We start from the raw sequence: 15,717 nt of genomic DNA on the forward strand, positions 1-15,717 counted from the left end.
GAAGTGACTGGAAGCTTTTATAAACTGTACTATATGCAAAAAGCCCCTGAAATCTCTGAGATTTCAGGGGCTTTTTCAGTCTTACTTAGTGCCGAACAACCGATCGCCGGCATCTCCAAAGCCTGGAGTGATATAACTTTTCTCATTTAGTCCAGGATCGATGGCTGCTGTAAATATCTGAACATCCGGGAATTCGTTTTGAACAGCAGAAATCCCTTCTGGAGAAGCGATCAGGCAAATGAAATTAATATTCTTCGCTTCTCTGTTTTTCAGGGCCTGGATGGCAGCAATAGCCGTTCCGCCCGTTGCCAGCATAGGATCGACAATAAAGATTTCTCTCTCACTGATGTCTTTTGGAAATTTAGCATAGTATTCCACCGCTTCAAGTGTGTCAGGATCTCTATATAAGCCGACATGAGCCACTTTAGCAACAGGAATCATATTTAAGATACCATTTACCATTCCTAGACCGGCACGCATCAACGGCACGATCGCAATTGTTTTTCCACTTAAAACAAAAGATTTTGTTTTCGTGATCGGCGTTTCGATTTCCACTTCTTCCAGAGGCAGGGACTTCGTCATTTCATAAGCCATGAGGGAAGAGACTTCCTGAACCAACTCCCGGAATTCTTTAGATCCTGTTTCTTTTTTGCGGATCATCGTCAGTTTATGCTGTAATAGTGGATGGTCAAAAACAAATACGTCTTTTGTCAATTTAATCTCTCCTTCTTTTTACTAATAGTGTATGCTACAGTATAATCCAATCATACACAAGGATTAATTTTTGAAAGTAGGTGTACAGTTGAAAGTTACTCTGAATGAAATATTAAAGCTTGAGAGCTTTCAGGAAGTTAAAGTTGCGGCTGGATACAATGGCCTGAACAATCACATTGAGAATGTATACGTGATGGAGGTGCCGGATATTTCAGCGTATGTTGACCAGGGGGGGCTGTTGTTTACGACTTTGTATCCAATTGTTGATGATGCTTCAGCTATGGAAAGGTTTATTCCTGAGTTGAAAAAGCTGGGATTGGCAGGAGTTGCCATTAAAGTCGGAAGGTATATCCAGGAAATTCCTTCTTACATGCTTGAACAGGCGGATGAATTGTCATTTCCTTTATTGCGCTTACCATCGTCTTCAAACTTCTCTTTTCTCTCAAATGATATTTTGACTGAATTACTTGGGAAGAAAACAAAAGAACTCGAATTTAGAGAAAGTATATCCAGCAAACTTCACACCTTACTGCTTAGTGGAGCGGACATAAAGGATTTACTGTCTTATGTATCTGTCGTGACAAGTATGGAAATCGTTATAATAAGTGAACAGTTGAAGTTTATAGAGTCATCGCGATATGGGGAGTCAGTTGATTTCAAGATCATTGATGACAGCTTTTATTTCAAATCGATCCAAAGCATTGATTATAGTGATGCAGCGCCCTGTATAAAGTTTGAAGGGAATACGTATTTACGCAAAGACGTCATGATACAGCCGATCGATGCGGGTGAAAAGGTTTTAGGCTATCTCATTCTGATCAAAAACGAAAAAAAAGGCAAGCTGGAACATTTGGATATCGTTATTGAACAAGCGATCATCCTGTTGGCGTTCTTACTGCAGAACCGCCAGTCTCTCATTCAAAAAGAGAGGAATTATCTGGATAATTTCATACGTGACATCATCAACGAAAATTATAAGTTTCAGTCGGAACTGATCGAGAAAGCCAAAGTTTTTAAATGGAACTTTCACTTTCCCAATACGATCATACTGATCGAAATTTCGAACGAATTTGGAGACAATAAAATAGCCAACCACTATAAGGCGATAGACAGTGGGATAATTCCAGAAGAAATTGCCCGAAGCTGTGAAATGCCTGCTGAAAATTGTAAAGTAGCACTGCATGACAATCGGATCATATGTTTCATCAGTATTGCGCTTGTCAATGACCTGTCTTCAAAACTTAAGAAAGCAAGCGAACAGATCGTACAGCGTTTAAGTAGTTATGGGGCTGTAAAAATCAGTATCTCAAATAAAATCTATTCGATCGAAGAAATCAGGACAGCATATGAAGATGCCGTGCTAGTTCAAAATGTTTACAAAGAGGTATATGAAAGCCAATCATTTATCGAATTTTATCAGAACATAGGGATTTTCAGATTATTTCACCTCATTGACGATAAAGAATACCTGAAGAAGTATGTGGATGAAAAATTAGGACAAGTGATAATGAGTGACGAAAAAAACGACATGGAACTGATTCAAACATTGAAAGTGCTTATTCGGAATAATATGAATGTGAAGAAAAGTGCGGATGAATTGTATATCCATTACAACTCATTAAGATATAGGATCGGCAAATTAAAAGAACTTGGAATAGAGATAAAAGATGGAAATGAAATGATCGAGATCGCCGTCGCGTGTCAGCTTCTCTCATATTTGAACGCAACTTAATAATGACTTGGCCCCTGCGACAAAATGTTGCAGGGCTTACTGTTTGTCATAAAGCAACTATAAGAAAGCGTTTTTTATAGCAAATCATGCCAATGATTAATAGACGCGTGAGTGATACTATGAATTTACACAAAAAATAGTTGAAGGAGAACGGTATGTATAACCAGCGTAAGAAAATAAAAATATGGCAGCGTACTGATATCGACGGATTTTTTGGTTTGTTTACAAATAATTTGACGAATCTATTAGTCATGGCTGGTCTGCTGATGGCCATAGGGATTCCGGCTGATATCACGTTTGGTACCATACTTCCCGCAGTTGGCTTATCCATTTTTGTAAGCAGTGTCATTTACTCTGTCATGGCATACAAACTGGCTGTCAAAGAGAATAGAAACACAGTGACCTCATTGCCATCCGGCAGTAGTGTCACGCATATGTTCCTGATCGTCTACCTCATCATGGGGCCGGTATACCAGAGTACTGGTGATCCGTATTTAGCATGGTATGCAAGTTTAGCATGGGGGTTCATTGAAGGCGTGATAGAGCTTATCGGTGCGATTTTTGGAGAAAGATTAAGAAAAGTCATACCAAGGGCGGCTATGCTGGGATCATTAGCTGGAGCCTCTATAACCTTTATAGCGATGACGCCTGCCATGCAGACCTTTGATCTGCCCTATATTGGATTGATATCTTTAATCATCATCTTATTAGGCTGGTTCGGTAAAGTGAGCTTTCCGTTTAAAATACCTGTAGGATTTGTAGCCATTATAGTTGGTACGATCATTGGATGGTCCACAGGCTTGATGGACTTAGGCTTGCTTATTGAGTCTTTTGAATCTATTTCGCTCTCACTCCCGAGTTTTTCGGTTTACCGAATTTTTTCAGGCCTGTCGGAAGCTACACCATTCCTGGTTTCAGCGATCCCGTTGGGCATTTACAATATGTTTGAAACGATCGATAACATTGAAAGTGCTGAAGCTGCCGGAGATAATTACAATACCTTTCACACGATGATAGCAGATGGGTCGACCAGTATATTGGCCAGTTTGTTCGGAAGTCCTTTTCCTACAGCGGTATTTATCGGCCATCCAGGCTGGAAGGAAGCCGGTGCAAGAATCGGTTACACACTGGCAACGGGAGCAGGGATATTGACGATTACCTGGCTGGGACTGATCTCCCTGTTATTGAACATCATACCTATTGAGGCAATCCTGCCTATCTTAGTTTACGTTGGACTTGTTATCGGGTCGCAGGCGTTCCAGGAGGTCGAGAAAAAATATGCACCGGCAGTAGTGATCGCGATCATACCCTGGCTGGCAGATTGGGGAAGAAACCTCATTGATAACAGTCTGGCCTCTTTAAATACTAACGCAGCCGATATCGGCGTGGATTTACTGAGCGCTGCTGGCGTTGAATACAGCGGCATGATCGTCTTGGGGTCTGGAGCAATCATCGTTGGCATGCTCTGGTCGGCCATTTTAAGTTTCATTATCGACAACGACTTTTACAAGGCCAGCCTAGTGGCGTTCATCGGTACGGTGTTCTCCTTTTTTGGAGTGATCCATTCTCAAACAGTAGGCTTCAATGAAGGAGGTGAGCTGGCTGTAAGTTACGCCCTAGTCGCTCTTATCATCTTATTAATGAATTATTTAAAAAAATATAACAATGGAGGAATTACCTATGACAAAAAATTATAAAGTACAGGCAAAACCATATGAGTTCGAGTTCGATATCGATACGACAGCATTCATGATCATCGACATGCAGAGAGACTTCTTGTATCCGGGTGGTTTTGGAGAAAAATTAGGGAACGATGTTTCTGCTACAAATTCAATTATTCCAAACGTGAAAAAAGTACTGGATGCTGCAAGAGAAAAAAATATGCTCATCATCCATACCCGTGAAGGTCACAGACCAGATTTGTCTGACGTGCCTGAGAGTAAAGCTAAAAGAGGCGGAGGTATCGGGGAAGAAGGACCGATGGGCAGGATTCTTGTCAGAGGAGAATATGGTCATGATATCGTCGATGAACTTCAGCCTAAGGAAAATGAAGTGGTTTTAGACAAGCCCGGTAAAGGAGCGTTCTATCAGACAGATCTTGAATCCATTTTGAGAAACAAGAACATTAAAAGCTTGATCGTGTCAGGTGTTACGACGCATGTCTGTGTTCAGACAACGATCAGAGAAGCGAATGACCGCGGCTACGAATGTCTGATGCTTGAGGACTGCTGTGCAGCGTTCGATAAACGGGATCATGAAGATTCCATCCGCATGATCAATCAGCAAGGTGGTATTTTCGGCTGGACGACCCCTTCAGAAAACCTGTTAGACGAGTTAAACAAATAATCAGAGAATATGAGGAGATAATCAAATGGATACTAATCATCAATCAACACCCTGGTTCGTCAAAGGAGATGTGAATGGCTTCTTCGGCTTATTCAGTAACGTGCTGACCAACTTTCTGGCAGCGATCGGCTTGCTTGCTGCGATCAATATGCCCGGGGACATCATCTATGGAAATATCGTACCCGGAGCAGCTGTAGCCCTGGGACTTGGTGGCATCATATTCGCCGTACAGGCTAGACGAATGTCTGTGAAACGCAATAAGTCAGATGTGACTGCTCTGCCTTACGGTTTAAGTGTTCCTCACTATTTCATTGTGGCTTTCGGTGTTATGCTGCCGGTTTATGCACAGACGCAGGACTGGATGCTTGCCTGGTCAACAGGGGTCGCCTGGAATTTGATTCAGGGTATCATCATGACCCTGGGCGCTGTCGTTGGACCTTTCATTCAAAAATATATTCCGAGAAGTGCATTATTAGGCTCACTGGCAGGTCTTGCGATCACCTATATCGCAATGAACCCAATGGGTGAGATATTCAGCGCACCCTACATTGGTTTACTTACACTCGTTATCGTATTAGGTGGATGGATCGCGCATAAGAAACTGCCTGGTAACATCCCGGCTGGTCTTCTGGCCATTATCATTGGGATGCTGCTGGCTTGGGGAACAGGGTACATGGATGTCAGTGCTGTTCAGGAAGCAGCTGCCGGTTTTTCACTCTCATTCCCTACATTTGCCTTTTCACAGTTGATGACCGGATTTGCTTACATTTCACCATTTTTAGCTGCTGCGATCCCGCTGGCCATCTATGATTTCCTTGAAAGTCTGGATAATATCGAAAGTGCTGAAGTAGGCGGAGATAAATATCCGACTGGATTAACCTTGCTCGTACCGGGACTTTTGACCATACTTGGTTCGTTTTTAGGAAGCCCATTTCCAACTATCATCTACATCGGTCATCCCGGCTGGAAAGCTGCAGGAGCAAGAGTCGGTTATTCACTTGCTACAGGCTTAGGTGTCATGCTCCTGGCGTTTGTCGGATTGATGCCCCTGGTCATGTCAGTTATACCTTTAGTGGCTTTGCTGCCGATATTGGTCTACATTTCAATGACTATAGGTACACAGGCATATACCACAGCCGATCCGAAACATGTGCCTGCAATGATATTAGGCCTTCTTCCTTTCATTGGCAGTTTTGTCATCCTGCAGATCAACAATGCGTTGACAGCAGCGGGGACCAGCGCTAATGAAGTAGGCTTACAGGTATTAAGAAACAACGGTGTCTACTATGAAGGCTGGAGTGTTCTTGGGGCCTCCGACATCCTGGTTTCCATGATGCTCATCACCATCGTTATTTATCTGATCGACAGAAACTTCAAGGTAGCTGCCTTTTATAGCCTCCTGACTGCCGCGCTGTCATTCTTTGGCTTTATACATGCCGGGGAAATAGGCTTAGGAACAGGTATGAGTGCAGCCTTGGGTTATGCAACAATGGCATTAGGATTACTTGTTTTCCATTTCTATAAACATCCAGATGAAAAACAGGGATCAAAGTAGATACGATCATGAGGTGAAGAGATGAATATAATAATCAGCAGTATGGACAGCGAACTCGGCAATTTAATTAATAGAACTGAAGAACGTGGCCTTGTCGGTACTGTTGTAGATATATTCGATAAAGTGATCAATATCGAAACAAATCGGCCCGACATGCTCATCACCCTGGCAAAAGATGAAGTGATACGCGGACCTTTAATGATCAAAGTTAAGAATGAGAAAGCTTTTGATCATTTGAAGAGAACAGCGGCTGTTGGAAATACGGTAACATTCAAAAAAAATGGTCAAGGTAGTCTAAATAATGACCGACTGCTCTTTCACTCCTCGATCAGCTGGCAAAGTCTTATTCCTCCTATGGAAGTAAACGAAACACAACTCTTAGACTTACAGCACACGGTCGACTGTTTCCTTATAGAACAGGGGAATATCGGAGGGATAGGGAACGCATATCTGACAAAGTCACTGGACAGTGACGACCGTTCTAACTTTCAGTCAGCTTATGACAGATATTTCAGACAGCTGCTTCAGCAGTTGACAAAAGATTTCAATGGAGAAAGCCTGAAGAAATTTATTGGACTCGGTGTGGGACTGACACCCTCAGGGGACGATTTCTTAACAGGTCTCTTAGCTGCTCTTTATCATTATGACACTGAACGACTTTTTTTAGCGCCGATCAGACGACAATTGCGTCTGGATCACATCGAAGGCAAAACGACGCGAGTCAGCAAATATATGCTGTACTTAGCTTTGGACGGTCAATTCAATGAAGCGCTGCTGGCACTCTTCGATAGTAGAGTGCCTGTCGCTCAGTCTTTAGATAAAGTCAACAGTATTGGGTCCACTTCTGGAACAGATATGTTGTCGGGAGTCGGTTTTGCTTTAGAACAACTGCGTATAGAATATAAAAGGAGAGATAAACTTGAGCACAAAGGTAACGATTGAAAAAAATGCATATCATGATTCAGTGACATTGATGTCGCTTTCAGGCAAAGTTTTATCACAAGAGGGTGTAGTGGATGCCGTTGTTTCAATGGCCACACAAATGAATAAAGAATTATTGGATAATATCGGTCTAGCCACTGAAGAGAGTCAGGAAGCAACAGAAAATGACTTGATCATTGCTGTGAAAGCTGAAAATGACGAAGCACTGGAAAATGCCATGAGCTTCATCAATGAAGAATTAACGTCAAAAAAGTCAAGTAAAAATAATAAAGGAAACACATCAGTCTCTACATTTAATGCAGCTTTGAATGAACTCCCGGATGCTAACCTGGCTGTGATCTCAGTGCCAGGAGAATATGCAGCGAGAGAAGCACGCCAGGCTCTCAACAAAGGCCTGAACGTTATGCTTTTCAGTGATAATGTGTCTATAGAAGATGAAAAGGCATTGAAAGAACTTGGAGCCGAAAAAAATCTGCTGGTTATGGGACCGGATTGTGGGACAGCCATGATCAACAACACTGGCTTATGCTTTGCAAATGAAGTCAAGCAGGGCGGCATCGGATTGGTTGCGGCATCCGGCACAGGGCTTCAGGAAGTGGCTGTGCAGATCGATCGGATGGGTTATGGACTCACGCATGCAATCGGGACAGGCGGACGTGATTTGAGCGAACAGGTCGGCGGCATCATGATGCTTGAAGGTTTAAGAAGACTTGAAGAAGATGACAATACAAAAGTCATCACACTGATATCAAAACCACCTGCAAAAGCGGTACAGGACAAGATACTGGAAAAAGTGAAAGACAGTGCCAAGCCAGCCGTCATCTGTTTTCTTGATGGAGATAAAAATGACGTTGAAGCTGCCGGTGCATCCTTTGCACCTAACCTGATTGAAGCAGCAAAACAGTCGATTTTACAGTTGGATGGCTCAGTGACATTTAATGAAGGATTGAGCGATGACATGGCCAGTGCTTTGACAGAAGAAGTGAAAGGTCTGGCAGATTCTCAGCAATATATCAAAGGGTTATTCTGCGGAGGTACGATGACAGCTGAAGCCTTATCTGTATTACGAAGCAGTGTTGAGAACATCAAAAGCAATGTGGCAAAAAAACAGGAAGAAAAATTGGAAGATACATCAGTCAGTGATACGCATATCCTCCTTGATATGGGCGATGATGAGTTCACTAAAGGCAAGCCGCATCCTATGATCGAACCAAATCTAAGAAATGAACGGATATTGGAAGAAGCCAAGAATCCTAACACAGCTGTATTACTGCTGGATTTTGAGTTAGGTTACGGTTCTCATGAAGATCCTGTCGGTGAATCTATCGAGACATTAAAAGAAGCAAAAAAGGAAGCAGAAAAAGCCGGACGCTATCTTCCTATCGTGGCTTACATCTGTGGAACGTCTTCTGACAAACAGGGACTGGCTGAACAGGAAAGAAAGTTGACTGACAATGGTATATTGGTTGCTGAAAGCAATGCGCAGGCTAGTATGATTGCCGGTTTAATAGCCAACAAGGAGGTACAGTAAAAAATGGAAATCAGTAAGAATATATTAAATGAAGACCTTAAAATAATAAATATTGGGACATCAACGTTTAAAAAGGATATGGACCTTCAGAACGTCGAAGCTGTACAGTATGACTGGAGACCACCTGCTGGAGGAAACATTGAGTTAGTTAATGCGCTGGATTTCCTGAACGATAAAGAGGAAGTCGAGAAGGCGAATCAGGAGACCATTAAAATCATTAAAGAGGCTCATGCCTTCTTAGTGGATGTTGATCAGGCAGTTAACGTGATACCGGGAATGCATGATAAGCTGATCCTGCACTCTGGTCCTCCGATCAAATGGGAGAATATGTGTGGTCCCGTAAGAGGTGCCATTATCGGTGCCTTGATGTATGAAGGGCTGGCAGAAACACCGGAAGAAGCAGAGGAACTTGCCGGTTCTGGTGAAATAGAATTTGCACCAGCTCATGAACATGATGCTGTTGGTCCGATGGCCGGGATCATTTCACCATCCATGCCTGTCCATGTCATCGAAAATCGCACACATGGAAATAAAGCCTACTGTACAGTGAATGAAGGCCTTGGAAAAGTGCTTAGATTCGGAGCGAACTCTAAAGAAGTCATTGATCGTCTAAAATGGATCGAACAGACCTTTGCACCGGTCTTGAAAAAAGCATTAAGTCTTTCGGATGGAATAGATTTAAAATCGATCACCTCACAAGCGCTTCATATGGGTGACGAATGCCACAATAGAAATAAAGCCTCGACAAGTTTATTTTACAGAGAAATCATCGATTACCTGCTTCAAACAGATTCTGACACAGAAGAGTTGAGAGAAGTGATTCGATTTATCAAGGAGAACGAGCATTACTTCCTGAACCTCTCAATGCCTTCATGTAAATCAGCTCTGGATGCTGCTCATGGCGTCAAGTACTCCACAGTCGTTACAGCTATGGCCCGAAATGGTGTTGAGTTCGGTATCAAGGTAAGTGGGCTTGATAAAGACCAGTGGTTTACGGCTCCGGCCAACTTTGTTAAAGGCATGTTCTTCCCTGGGTACAGTGAAGATGATGCTGCTCCGGATCTGGGAGACAGTACGATAACAGAAACAATGGGAATCGGCGGTTTTGCTATGGGAGCGTCACCTGCCATCGTCCAATTTGTAGGTGGAGAAGTGCAGGATGCAATCAACTACAGTGAACAGATGTATGAGGTGACAGCTGGAGAGAACAGTAACTATTCTATCCCTGCCTTGAACTTCAGAGGTGGAGCTTATGGTATCGATATTAGAAAAGTAATAGAAACAAATATCCTTCCTGTTATCAATACAGGTATGGCCCACAAAGAAGCGGGAGTGGGGCAGATAGGTGCCGGGATCGTTCATCCACCGGTTGCCTGTTTCGAAAAAGCCATAACTGAATTTGTCAATGTATACGAGGAGGATTCTAATGAGTAAAATATTGATCGCATTAGGCGGCAATGCCTTAGGCGAAAATGCTGAAGAACAGCGAAAGTTAGCAAAAAATGCTGCGGCCGCCATTACTGACATGATCGAACAGGGCCATGAAGTGATATTGTCACATGGTAACGGACCTCAAGTAGGCGCGATCAATCTAGCCTTTCAGGAATATGCTAAAGCCAAATCCAATGAATCTCTAAGCATGCCCTTTCCGGAATGCGGAGCAATGAGTCAAGGGTATATCGGCTATCATTTACAGAATGCTTTAAGAACCGAATTGCTGAATCGGGGGATCAATAAGTCTGTCGTATCTTTAGTGACCCAGGTGGTGGTCGATTCAAAAGACGAAGCATTCAAGAACCCAACGAAGCCGATCGGACCTTTTTATTCAAAAGCAGAATCTGAAGAATTGGCAGATAAAACAGGAGATACTTATATAGAAGACTCCGGACGAGGATATAGAAAAGTCATCCCGTCACCAGCACCTGTCAAAGTAGTAGAATCGGCCATGATGAAAGAACTGATCGATAATGGACATATCGTTATCGGCGCTGGGGGTGGAGGCATCCCGGTCATAGAAGGTGAAAATAATCAGCTGATCGGTGTCGAAGCAGTTATCGACAAGGATAACGCAAGTGAAAAACTGGCTGAAGAACTGGATGTCGATTTCTTCTTTATCCTGACAGCAGTCGATCGTGTGGCAGTCAACTTTGGGAAACCTTCTCAGAAAGAACTGGAAAGTTTAAGTATAGAAGAAGCCAAGCAGTATATTGAAGAGGGACATTTTCCTGCCGGAAGCATGCTGCCTAAAGTTCAGGCAGCCATGAAATTCGTAGAATCCAAACATGGACGAAAATCTATCATATCTTCACTTGAGAAAGCAAAAGAAGCCGTCCTTGGGAAAACAGGGACAGTCGTTCACAAGTAACAAACTATAATAAATAGAACAAAAAACATCCCCGCTGCTAAAAAAGGCAGCGGGGATGTTTTCGCTGTTTCTTATGACCAATATAGTGCAAAATAAAACGAAGGCGTTATGTTTGATATAAATAATGATGGTTGATACGCTATTAACAGTAAAGGGACTGATATCACCTTTATGCTAAACGAATACCTAACCGATGCTCATTCTTCGGTAGGATTCAGACTAAAAGGAGAGTGTTAACTATGGATAAAAAATTAGTTGGTGGCGTATTTTCAAATGCAGATAATGCAGAGAAAGCGATCAGAGATTTACAGGACATAGGCTTTACTAAAAATGATATCTCAGTCTTTGCAAAAGACGACAGTCAAGTCGATAAAATTGAAAAGGATACACGAACAGATGTAGATTCCGGAGATGACAGTAAAGGAAGCAAAGCAGGTAAAGGGACTGGCATCGGTGCTCTGTCTGGTGGTGTCTTAGGTGGTATCGTCGGACTGATCGCGGAAGTCGGCTTGCTTGCCATACCAGGGATCGGCCCTATAGCTGCAGCAGGACCGCTTGCAACGACACTTGCCGGTTTAGGAACAGGTGCAGTCGGTGGCGGTATCGTCGGTGCGCTGGTCGGTGCCGGTATGCCTGAAGAAGAAGCGAAAGAATACGAGAAGTTTCTTAAAGCCGGAAAAATCATTGTGATGGTAGAAGTCACTCCTGACCAGCAGGATCAAGTCTACTCAACATTCAGAACACATGATACTGAAAATGCCGCAATGTACAGATAAGAAAAAAATTTCTTATAGACAGAGAGGATCTGTCTGATGAATAGGATAGAGGAGATGCAGGATAATCTGCGTCTCCTCTTTTTATAGTGCGCCCGGCATGGGCGATAACTTGGTGGTGAAAGTCCACTACAGACTTGGCAGTAGGAACTGTTAGCGAAAGACAAGGGTGTCCGCCGTGAGGCGGAATCTGAAGACAAACTATATGTAGTCAAGAGAAAAATATCATAAAAGTCCGAATTTTCAATCTTGATAAAAAAGTGCATAGTAAATAAACCTACAATCTTTTATTAAAAAAAATTCAGGCTAAAGTTTTTTCAATATAAGGAACATTATATTTTAGCAAATGAAAAATAATTCTTACAAGTTTTTTTGCTACATGAGTTAATGCAACGTTATAGTGTTTTCCTTCTGCTAGTTTTTTATGCAAGTATAATTTAAATAATGGAGAATGAATTGCCACTAGTCTAGCGGCTTGATGTAAGGCCCAACGTAAAGAAGATGAGCCTCGTTTTACCATTTTACCCTTTCCATCATGGTTCCCGGATTGATGGACCGAAGGCTCCATACCTGCAAAAGCAAGTAATTGTGCAGGTGTTTTGAAATTATTAATATTTCTTATCTCAGAAATAATAACACTTCCTAAACGATTAGAAATACCAGGAATTGAAGTAATAGGAGAAGCAATATCATTCATTAGTGAATTGATTTCTTTATCTACTTTTTTTATTTTTTTATTATAAAACTCTATTATTTCAATCGTTTGTGTCATTTCTAACTCGAGAATTTTTGAAACTTGTCCAATGGAGTCTTTTGCTAGGTTTCTTATTTCCTGGGCCTTTTCCTTCCCTATTTTTCCTTGAGAGGCTGAAGCAAGAGTTGATGTTAATGTACTCAAGTGAGAGTTACCTATAGCTTTAGCCGAAGGATAATTTTTAAGTAACGAATAAACATAAGAATGGTGCAAAGAAGTAACGTATACAGAAAGCTCTGGAAACACTAAGTCTACAAGTCTTACGTATTGAATTTTCCCTTCGGATTGATAGTGACTTAGTCGTGTTCTATTGCGAGTTAAGAACTTAAGATCTGTCATTTTTTTATCAGCAGTAAATTTTTCTACTTGGTTGTCACTCATTAATTTTCGAACAATCAATTTGGCATCTTTTTTATCTGTTTTCGTTTTTCTCAACGTAGTTGATTTAGCAAATTCCTTTATCAAAATAGGATTATAAGTAAATACTGTATATCCTTCATTTCTAAGAAAAGTTAATAGATTAAGACTGTAGTGACCGGTATCTTCTAAAGCAATACGTACATTGCTTTTTATTGATCCTTCATCCTGATTTAATATTACGCTACAAAGCGTATTAAATCCTTTTCTAGTATTGTCTATTGTAAGATGTTCTTTGAGAATTGTTCCATTAGAATCTATAATACAAACATCATGCTTCTTTTGGGAAACATCTATGCCGACATTGATCATTGAAAATCCTCTCCTAAAAGTATTTGCGCTGCAGTTTCACAGGTAATCTTTGTCATCTGGATCCTTGTGTCATATTAAACGTCATGCGTTAACAAACTTATTACCAATAAAACAAAGACCTGTGGTTAGAGCCTTCAGAAAACCAGTCATCTCTTAAAAGTGCCGTAAGGAAGTCTACTAATCCACAACGCCTATAACGATTATAAATGAAATGAATTAGGCTAAAATATTCATTTAATCGTCTATACTCAATATACAAGGAAGACGGACGCAAATGCTTGCACTGACGAACAGAAACTTCATACAAAGGCTGAATCAGGACGGATGAGCTTGCTATACAAAGCGAAGTCCGATACTGCCCGAATCCTGTACAGTAAATGAAGCAGTGACATGAGCAGAAGGTTGTCGTTCTTACCCGGGGAGGTCTCGTCAGCGCTTAGTAGTAACAACGAATGGCGAGAAGTCAGCCGAGGTCATAGTAGGGAAAATGTACCGAAGGACCGAACAATATCAATACTTTAAAGATTGGAGGTTAGGCATTATGGCAAACGCAGAAAACAACCCACGGGTTGGCAAACTACAAAGGGATAAGCTGGAAGCGAAAGAGTATGTAGATGTGCGGAGTAATCGCCTAGGTGAATGTAAAGACAAGTATGGTGAGTCTCTCATGAGGCTCGTTGTAAGTGAGAAGAATCTATTTGAAGCGGCTAAAATTGTTAAACGCAATAAAGGAGCTGCTGGAGTAGATGGTATGACAGTTAATGAAATAGAATCACATATCATGGAAATGAGTCCGTATTTAAAAAAGAAACTGTTAGACGGTACCTATAAACCACAACCGGTTAGACGGGTGGAAATTCCCAAAGCTAATGGTGGTGTCCGAAAACTGGGTATTCCAGTTGTACGGGACCGAGTGATCCAGCAAGCCATCAGGCAAGTAATAGAACCTATCATTGATAAACATTTCTTCCCGCACAGTCATGGGTTCCGCAAAGGGAAAAGCAATCATACAGCGTTGAAAGAGTGTGTCGGCTATTATCAGCAAGGCTACAAAGTAGCCGTCGACTGTGACCTGAAACAGTGCTTTGACACACTCAATCATGACAAGCTGATGTACTATCTCGAACAGTATATACAGGACAAAATGATTCTTAAAATTATCCGTAAGTTCTTACAGAGCGGTGTCATAGATCTGTCTGGCGAATTCGTAGAAAGTAACACAGGCGCACCACAAGGTGGCGTGATTTCGCCCCTACTCAGTAACGTATACTTACATGAACTGGATAAAGAAATGAAGCAGAGAGGACACCGTTTCGTCCGGTTCGCTGATGACTTCGTCATCTTTGTGAAGTCAAAACGAGCCGGTGAACGTGTGCTCCAAAGTATCACTCGCTTCATTGAAAAAGACCTGAAACTAACTGTCAACCAAGAGAAAAGTAAAGTGGGTTCACCAACGCGTTTAAAGTTCTTGGGTTGTCTGATAACCACAGTGAATGGGGTCTGTCGATACAGACCTTCGAACGAAGCCAAAGCGAAATTCATTCGTACCTTGAAACGCTTGACCAAACGTAAGCGAGCAGGGAAGTTTGATGAGATTGTCAAAGAGATAAACAGCCGAACAAGAGGCTGGATAAATTACTTCGGCACAGGTTTCATCAAAACCTTCGTAACGAAAGTGGAGCAATGGCTCCACCACCGTATCAGGCAACTAATTTTAAAGAGATGGAAAAATCCACGTACTAAGATTAGTAGATTAATGCGTTTAGGTCTAGATATAGACAGTGCTAAGCGCATTGGCTATTCCAGAAAGAAATACTGGAGACTGTCAAAAACACCTGAGGTTCATTGGGTGCTTACAACGAAAAGACTCTACCGGTGGAACGTAGTTTCACTACGTAACCTGGCAGAGTCTGCTTACTTAAGATATTGAACCGCCGTATACGGAACCGTACGTCAGACTGTCTAACAAACAAGAGATATTTCGAGATATTTTGAGCCTTAATAAGATATAATAGTAGAAACTAGATTAACAGAGGTGAACTGTAAATGAGTATCTTCCATAGCTTTTCAAGAGACCAAATAAGTTTCCAATTACTTTCTTTAGACGAAATGATAGGAAAAGAAAATCCTGTTCGAGCTATTGACTCTTTCGTTGAATCGCTTGATTTAAGTGAGATGGGAATTAAGGAATATAAGAAACATAATCCTGGTCAGCAGCCTTACGAGAGAAAGGATTTACTCAAATTATTCATTTACGGCTATTTAAATAAAATTAG

13 protein-coding genes are annotated in these 15,717 nt (G+C 41.7%); 11 read left to right on the forward strand and 2 right to left on the reverse strand.

Going from position 1 to position 15,717, the window contains the following annotated elements; translation table 11 throughout:
- Positions 1-81: 81 nt before the first annotated feature.
- The gene (upp, locus tag BMX84_RS07480; protein WP_091488555.1) at positions 82-714 is read right to left on the reverse strand and encodes a uracil phosphoribosyltransferase; all 633 of its coding nucleotides are present in this window, start codon (positions 712-714) and stop codon (positions 82-84) included.
- A 70-nt stretch (positions 715-784) separates the two neighbouring features.
- Here upp and BMX84_RS07485 point away from each other — a divergent pair, with 70 nt between their 5' ends.
- From BMX84_RS07485 to BMX84_RS07525, 9 genes are all read left to right on the forward strand, one after another.
- Positions 785-2,446, forward strand: coding sequence for a PucR family transcriptional regulator (locus tag BMX84_RS07485; protein ID WP_091488557.1), 1,662 nt, complete (start codon positions 785-787; stop codon positions 2,444-2,446).
- A gap of 155 nt (positions 2,447-2,601) precedes the next feature.
- Positions 2,602-4,143, forward strand: coding sequence for a xanthine permease (locus tag BMX84_RS07490; protein ID WP_177165503.1), 1,542 nt, complete (start codon positions 2,602-2,604; stop codon positions 4,141-4,143).
- Positions 4,127-4,792 carry a cysteine hydrolase family protein gene (locus tag BMX84_RS07495; protein ID WP_091488559.1) on the forward strand — a complete coding sequence of 222 codons (666 nt, stop codon included), beginning with the start codon at positions 4,127-4,129 and terminating at the stop codon, positions 4,790-4,792. Before BMX84_RS07490 ends, BMX84_RS07495 begins: the two co-directional genes overlap by 17 nt.
- Positions 4,793-4,817: 25 nt before the next feature.
- Entirely contained in the window at positions 4,818-6,347 is a 1,530-nt protein-coding gene (locus BMX84_RS07500) for a SulP family inorganic anion transporter (protein WP_091488560.1), read from the forward strand.
- Between the two features lie 21 nt (positions 6,348-6,368).
- Positions 6,369-7,289: an oxamate carbamoyltransferase subunit AllH family protein gene (locus BMX84_RS07505; RefSeq protein WP_091488562.1), complete on the forward strand. Its 921-nt coding sequence runs from the start codon at positions 6,369-6,371 to the stop codon at positions 7,287-7,289.
- Positions 7,267-8,820, forward strand: a complete 1,554-nt coding sequence (gene fdrA / locus BMX84_RS07510; RefSeq protein WP_091488564.1) for an acyl-CoA synthetase FdrA — start codon at positions 7,267-7,269, stop codon at positions 8,818-8,820. The genes BMX84_RS07505 and fdrA overlap by 23 nt, the downstream gene beginning before the upstream one ends.
- A 3-nt stretch (positions 8,821-8,823) precedes the next feature.
- The gene (locus BMX84_RS07515) at positions 8,824-10,254 is read left to right on the forward strand and encodes a YlbE family protein (protein ID WP_091488565.1); all 1,431 of its coding nucleotides are present in this window, start codon (positions 8,824-8,826) and stop codon (positions 10,252-10,254) included.
- Positions 10,247-11,185, forward strand: coding sequence for a carbamate kinase (arcC, locus tag BMX84_RS07520; RefSeq protein ID WP_091488567.1), 939 nt, complete (start codon positions 10,247-10,249; stop codon positions 11,183-11,185). The genes BMX84_RS07515 and arcC overlap by 8 nt, the downstream gene beginning before the upstream one ends.
- 239 nt (positions 11,186-11,424) lie before the next feature.
- Positions 11,425-11,961 (forward strand): general stress protein, encoded by a 537-nt coding sequence (locus BMX84_RS07525; protein WP_091488568.1) that lies wholly within the window; start codon positions 11,425-11,427, stop codon positions 11,959-11,961.
- Positions 11,962-12,259: 298 nt separating this feature from the next.
- On the opposite strand, the gene BMX84_RS07530 is transcribed toward BMX84_RS07525, so the two are convergent.
- Entirely contained in the window at positions 12,260-13,441 is a 1,182-nt protein-coding gene (locus tag BMX84_RS07530) for an IS110 family RNA-guided transposase (protein ID WP_091488570.1), read from the reverse strand.
- Positions 13,442-13,982: 541 nt separating this feature from the next.
- Here BMX84_RS07530 and ltrA point away from each other — a divergent pair.
- Complete coding sequence (gene ltrA / locus BMX84_RS07535) at positions 13,983-15,371, forward strand: group II intron reverse transcriptase/maturase (RefSeq protein ID WP_091488571.1); 1,389 nt, start codon at positions 13,983-13,985, stop codon at positions 15,369-15,371.
- Between the two features lie 116 nt (positions 15,372-15,487).
- Positions 15,488-15,717: transposase (locus BMX84_RS07540; protein WP_486187449.1), on the forward strand; the 230-nt coding region annotated here is incomplete at its 3' end.

The sequence above is a fragment of the Alkalibacterium putridalgicola genome (genome assembly GCF_900109825.1).
GTDB classification, from domain to species: Bacteria; Bacillota; Bacilli; order Lactobacillales; family Carnobacteriaceae_A; genus Alkalibacterium; species Alkalibacterium putridalgicola.

Bases quoted from the DNA above. Each gene is read 5' to 3' on its own strand.
- BMX84_RS07490 (WP_177165503.1), top strand. From the start codon at position 2,602: ATGTATAACCAGCGTAAGAAAATAAAAATATGGCAGCGTACTGATATC.
- BMX84_RS07495 (WP_091488559.1), top strand. From the start codon at position 4,127: ATGACAAAAAATTATAAAGTACAGGCAAAACCATATGAGTTCGAGTTC.
- BMX84_RS07500 (WP_091488560.1), top strand. From the start codon at position 4,818: ATGGATACTAATCATCAATCAACACCCTGGTTCGTCAAAGGAGATGTG.
- BMX84_RS07505 (WP_091488562.1), top strand. From the start codon at position 6,369: ATGAATATAATAATCAGCAGTATGGACAGCGAACTCGGCAATTTAATT.
- BMX84_RS07515 (WP_091488565.1), top strand. From the start codon at position 8,824: ATGGAAATCAGTAAGAATATATTAAATGAAGACCTTAAAATAATAAAT.
- arcC (WP_091488567.1), top strand. From the start codon at position 10,247: ATGAGTAAAATATTGATCGCATTAGGCGGCAATGCCTTAGGCGAAAAT.
- BMX84_RS07525 (WP_091488568.1), top strand. From the start codon at position 11,425: ATGGATAAAAAATTAGTTGGTGGCGTATTTTCAAATGCAGATAATGCA.
- BMX84_RS07530 (WP_091488570.1), bottom strand. From the start codon at position 13,441: ATGATCAATGTCGGCATAGATGTTTCCCAAAAGAAGCATGATGTTTGT.
- ltrA (WP_091488571.1), top strand. From the start codon at position 13,983: ATGGCAAACGCAGAAAACAACCCACGGGTTGGCAAACTACAAAGGGAT.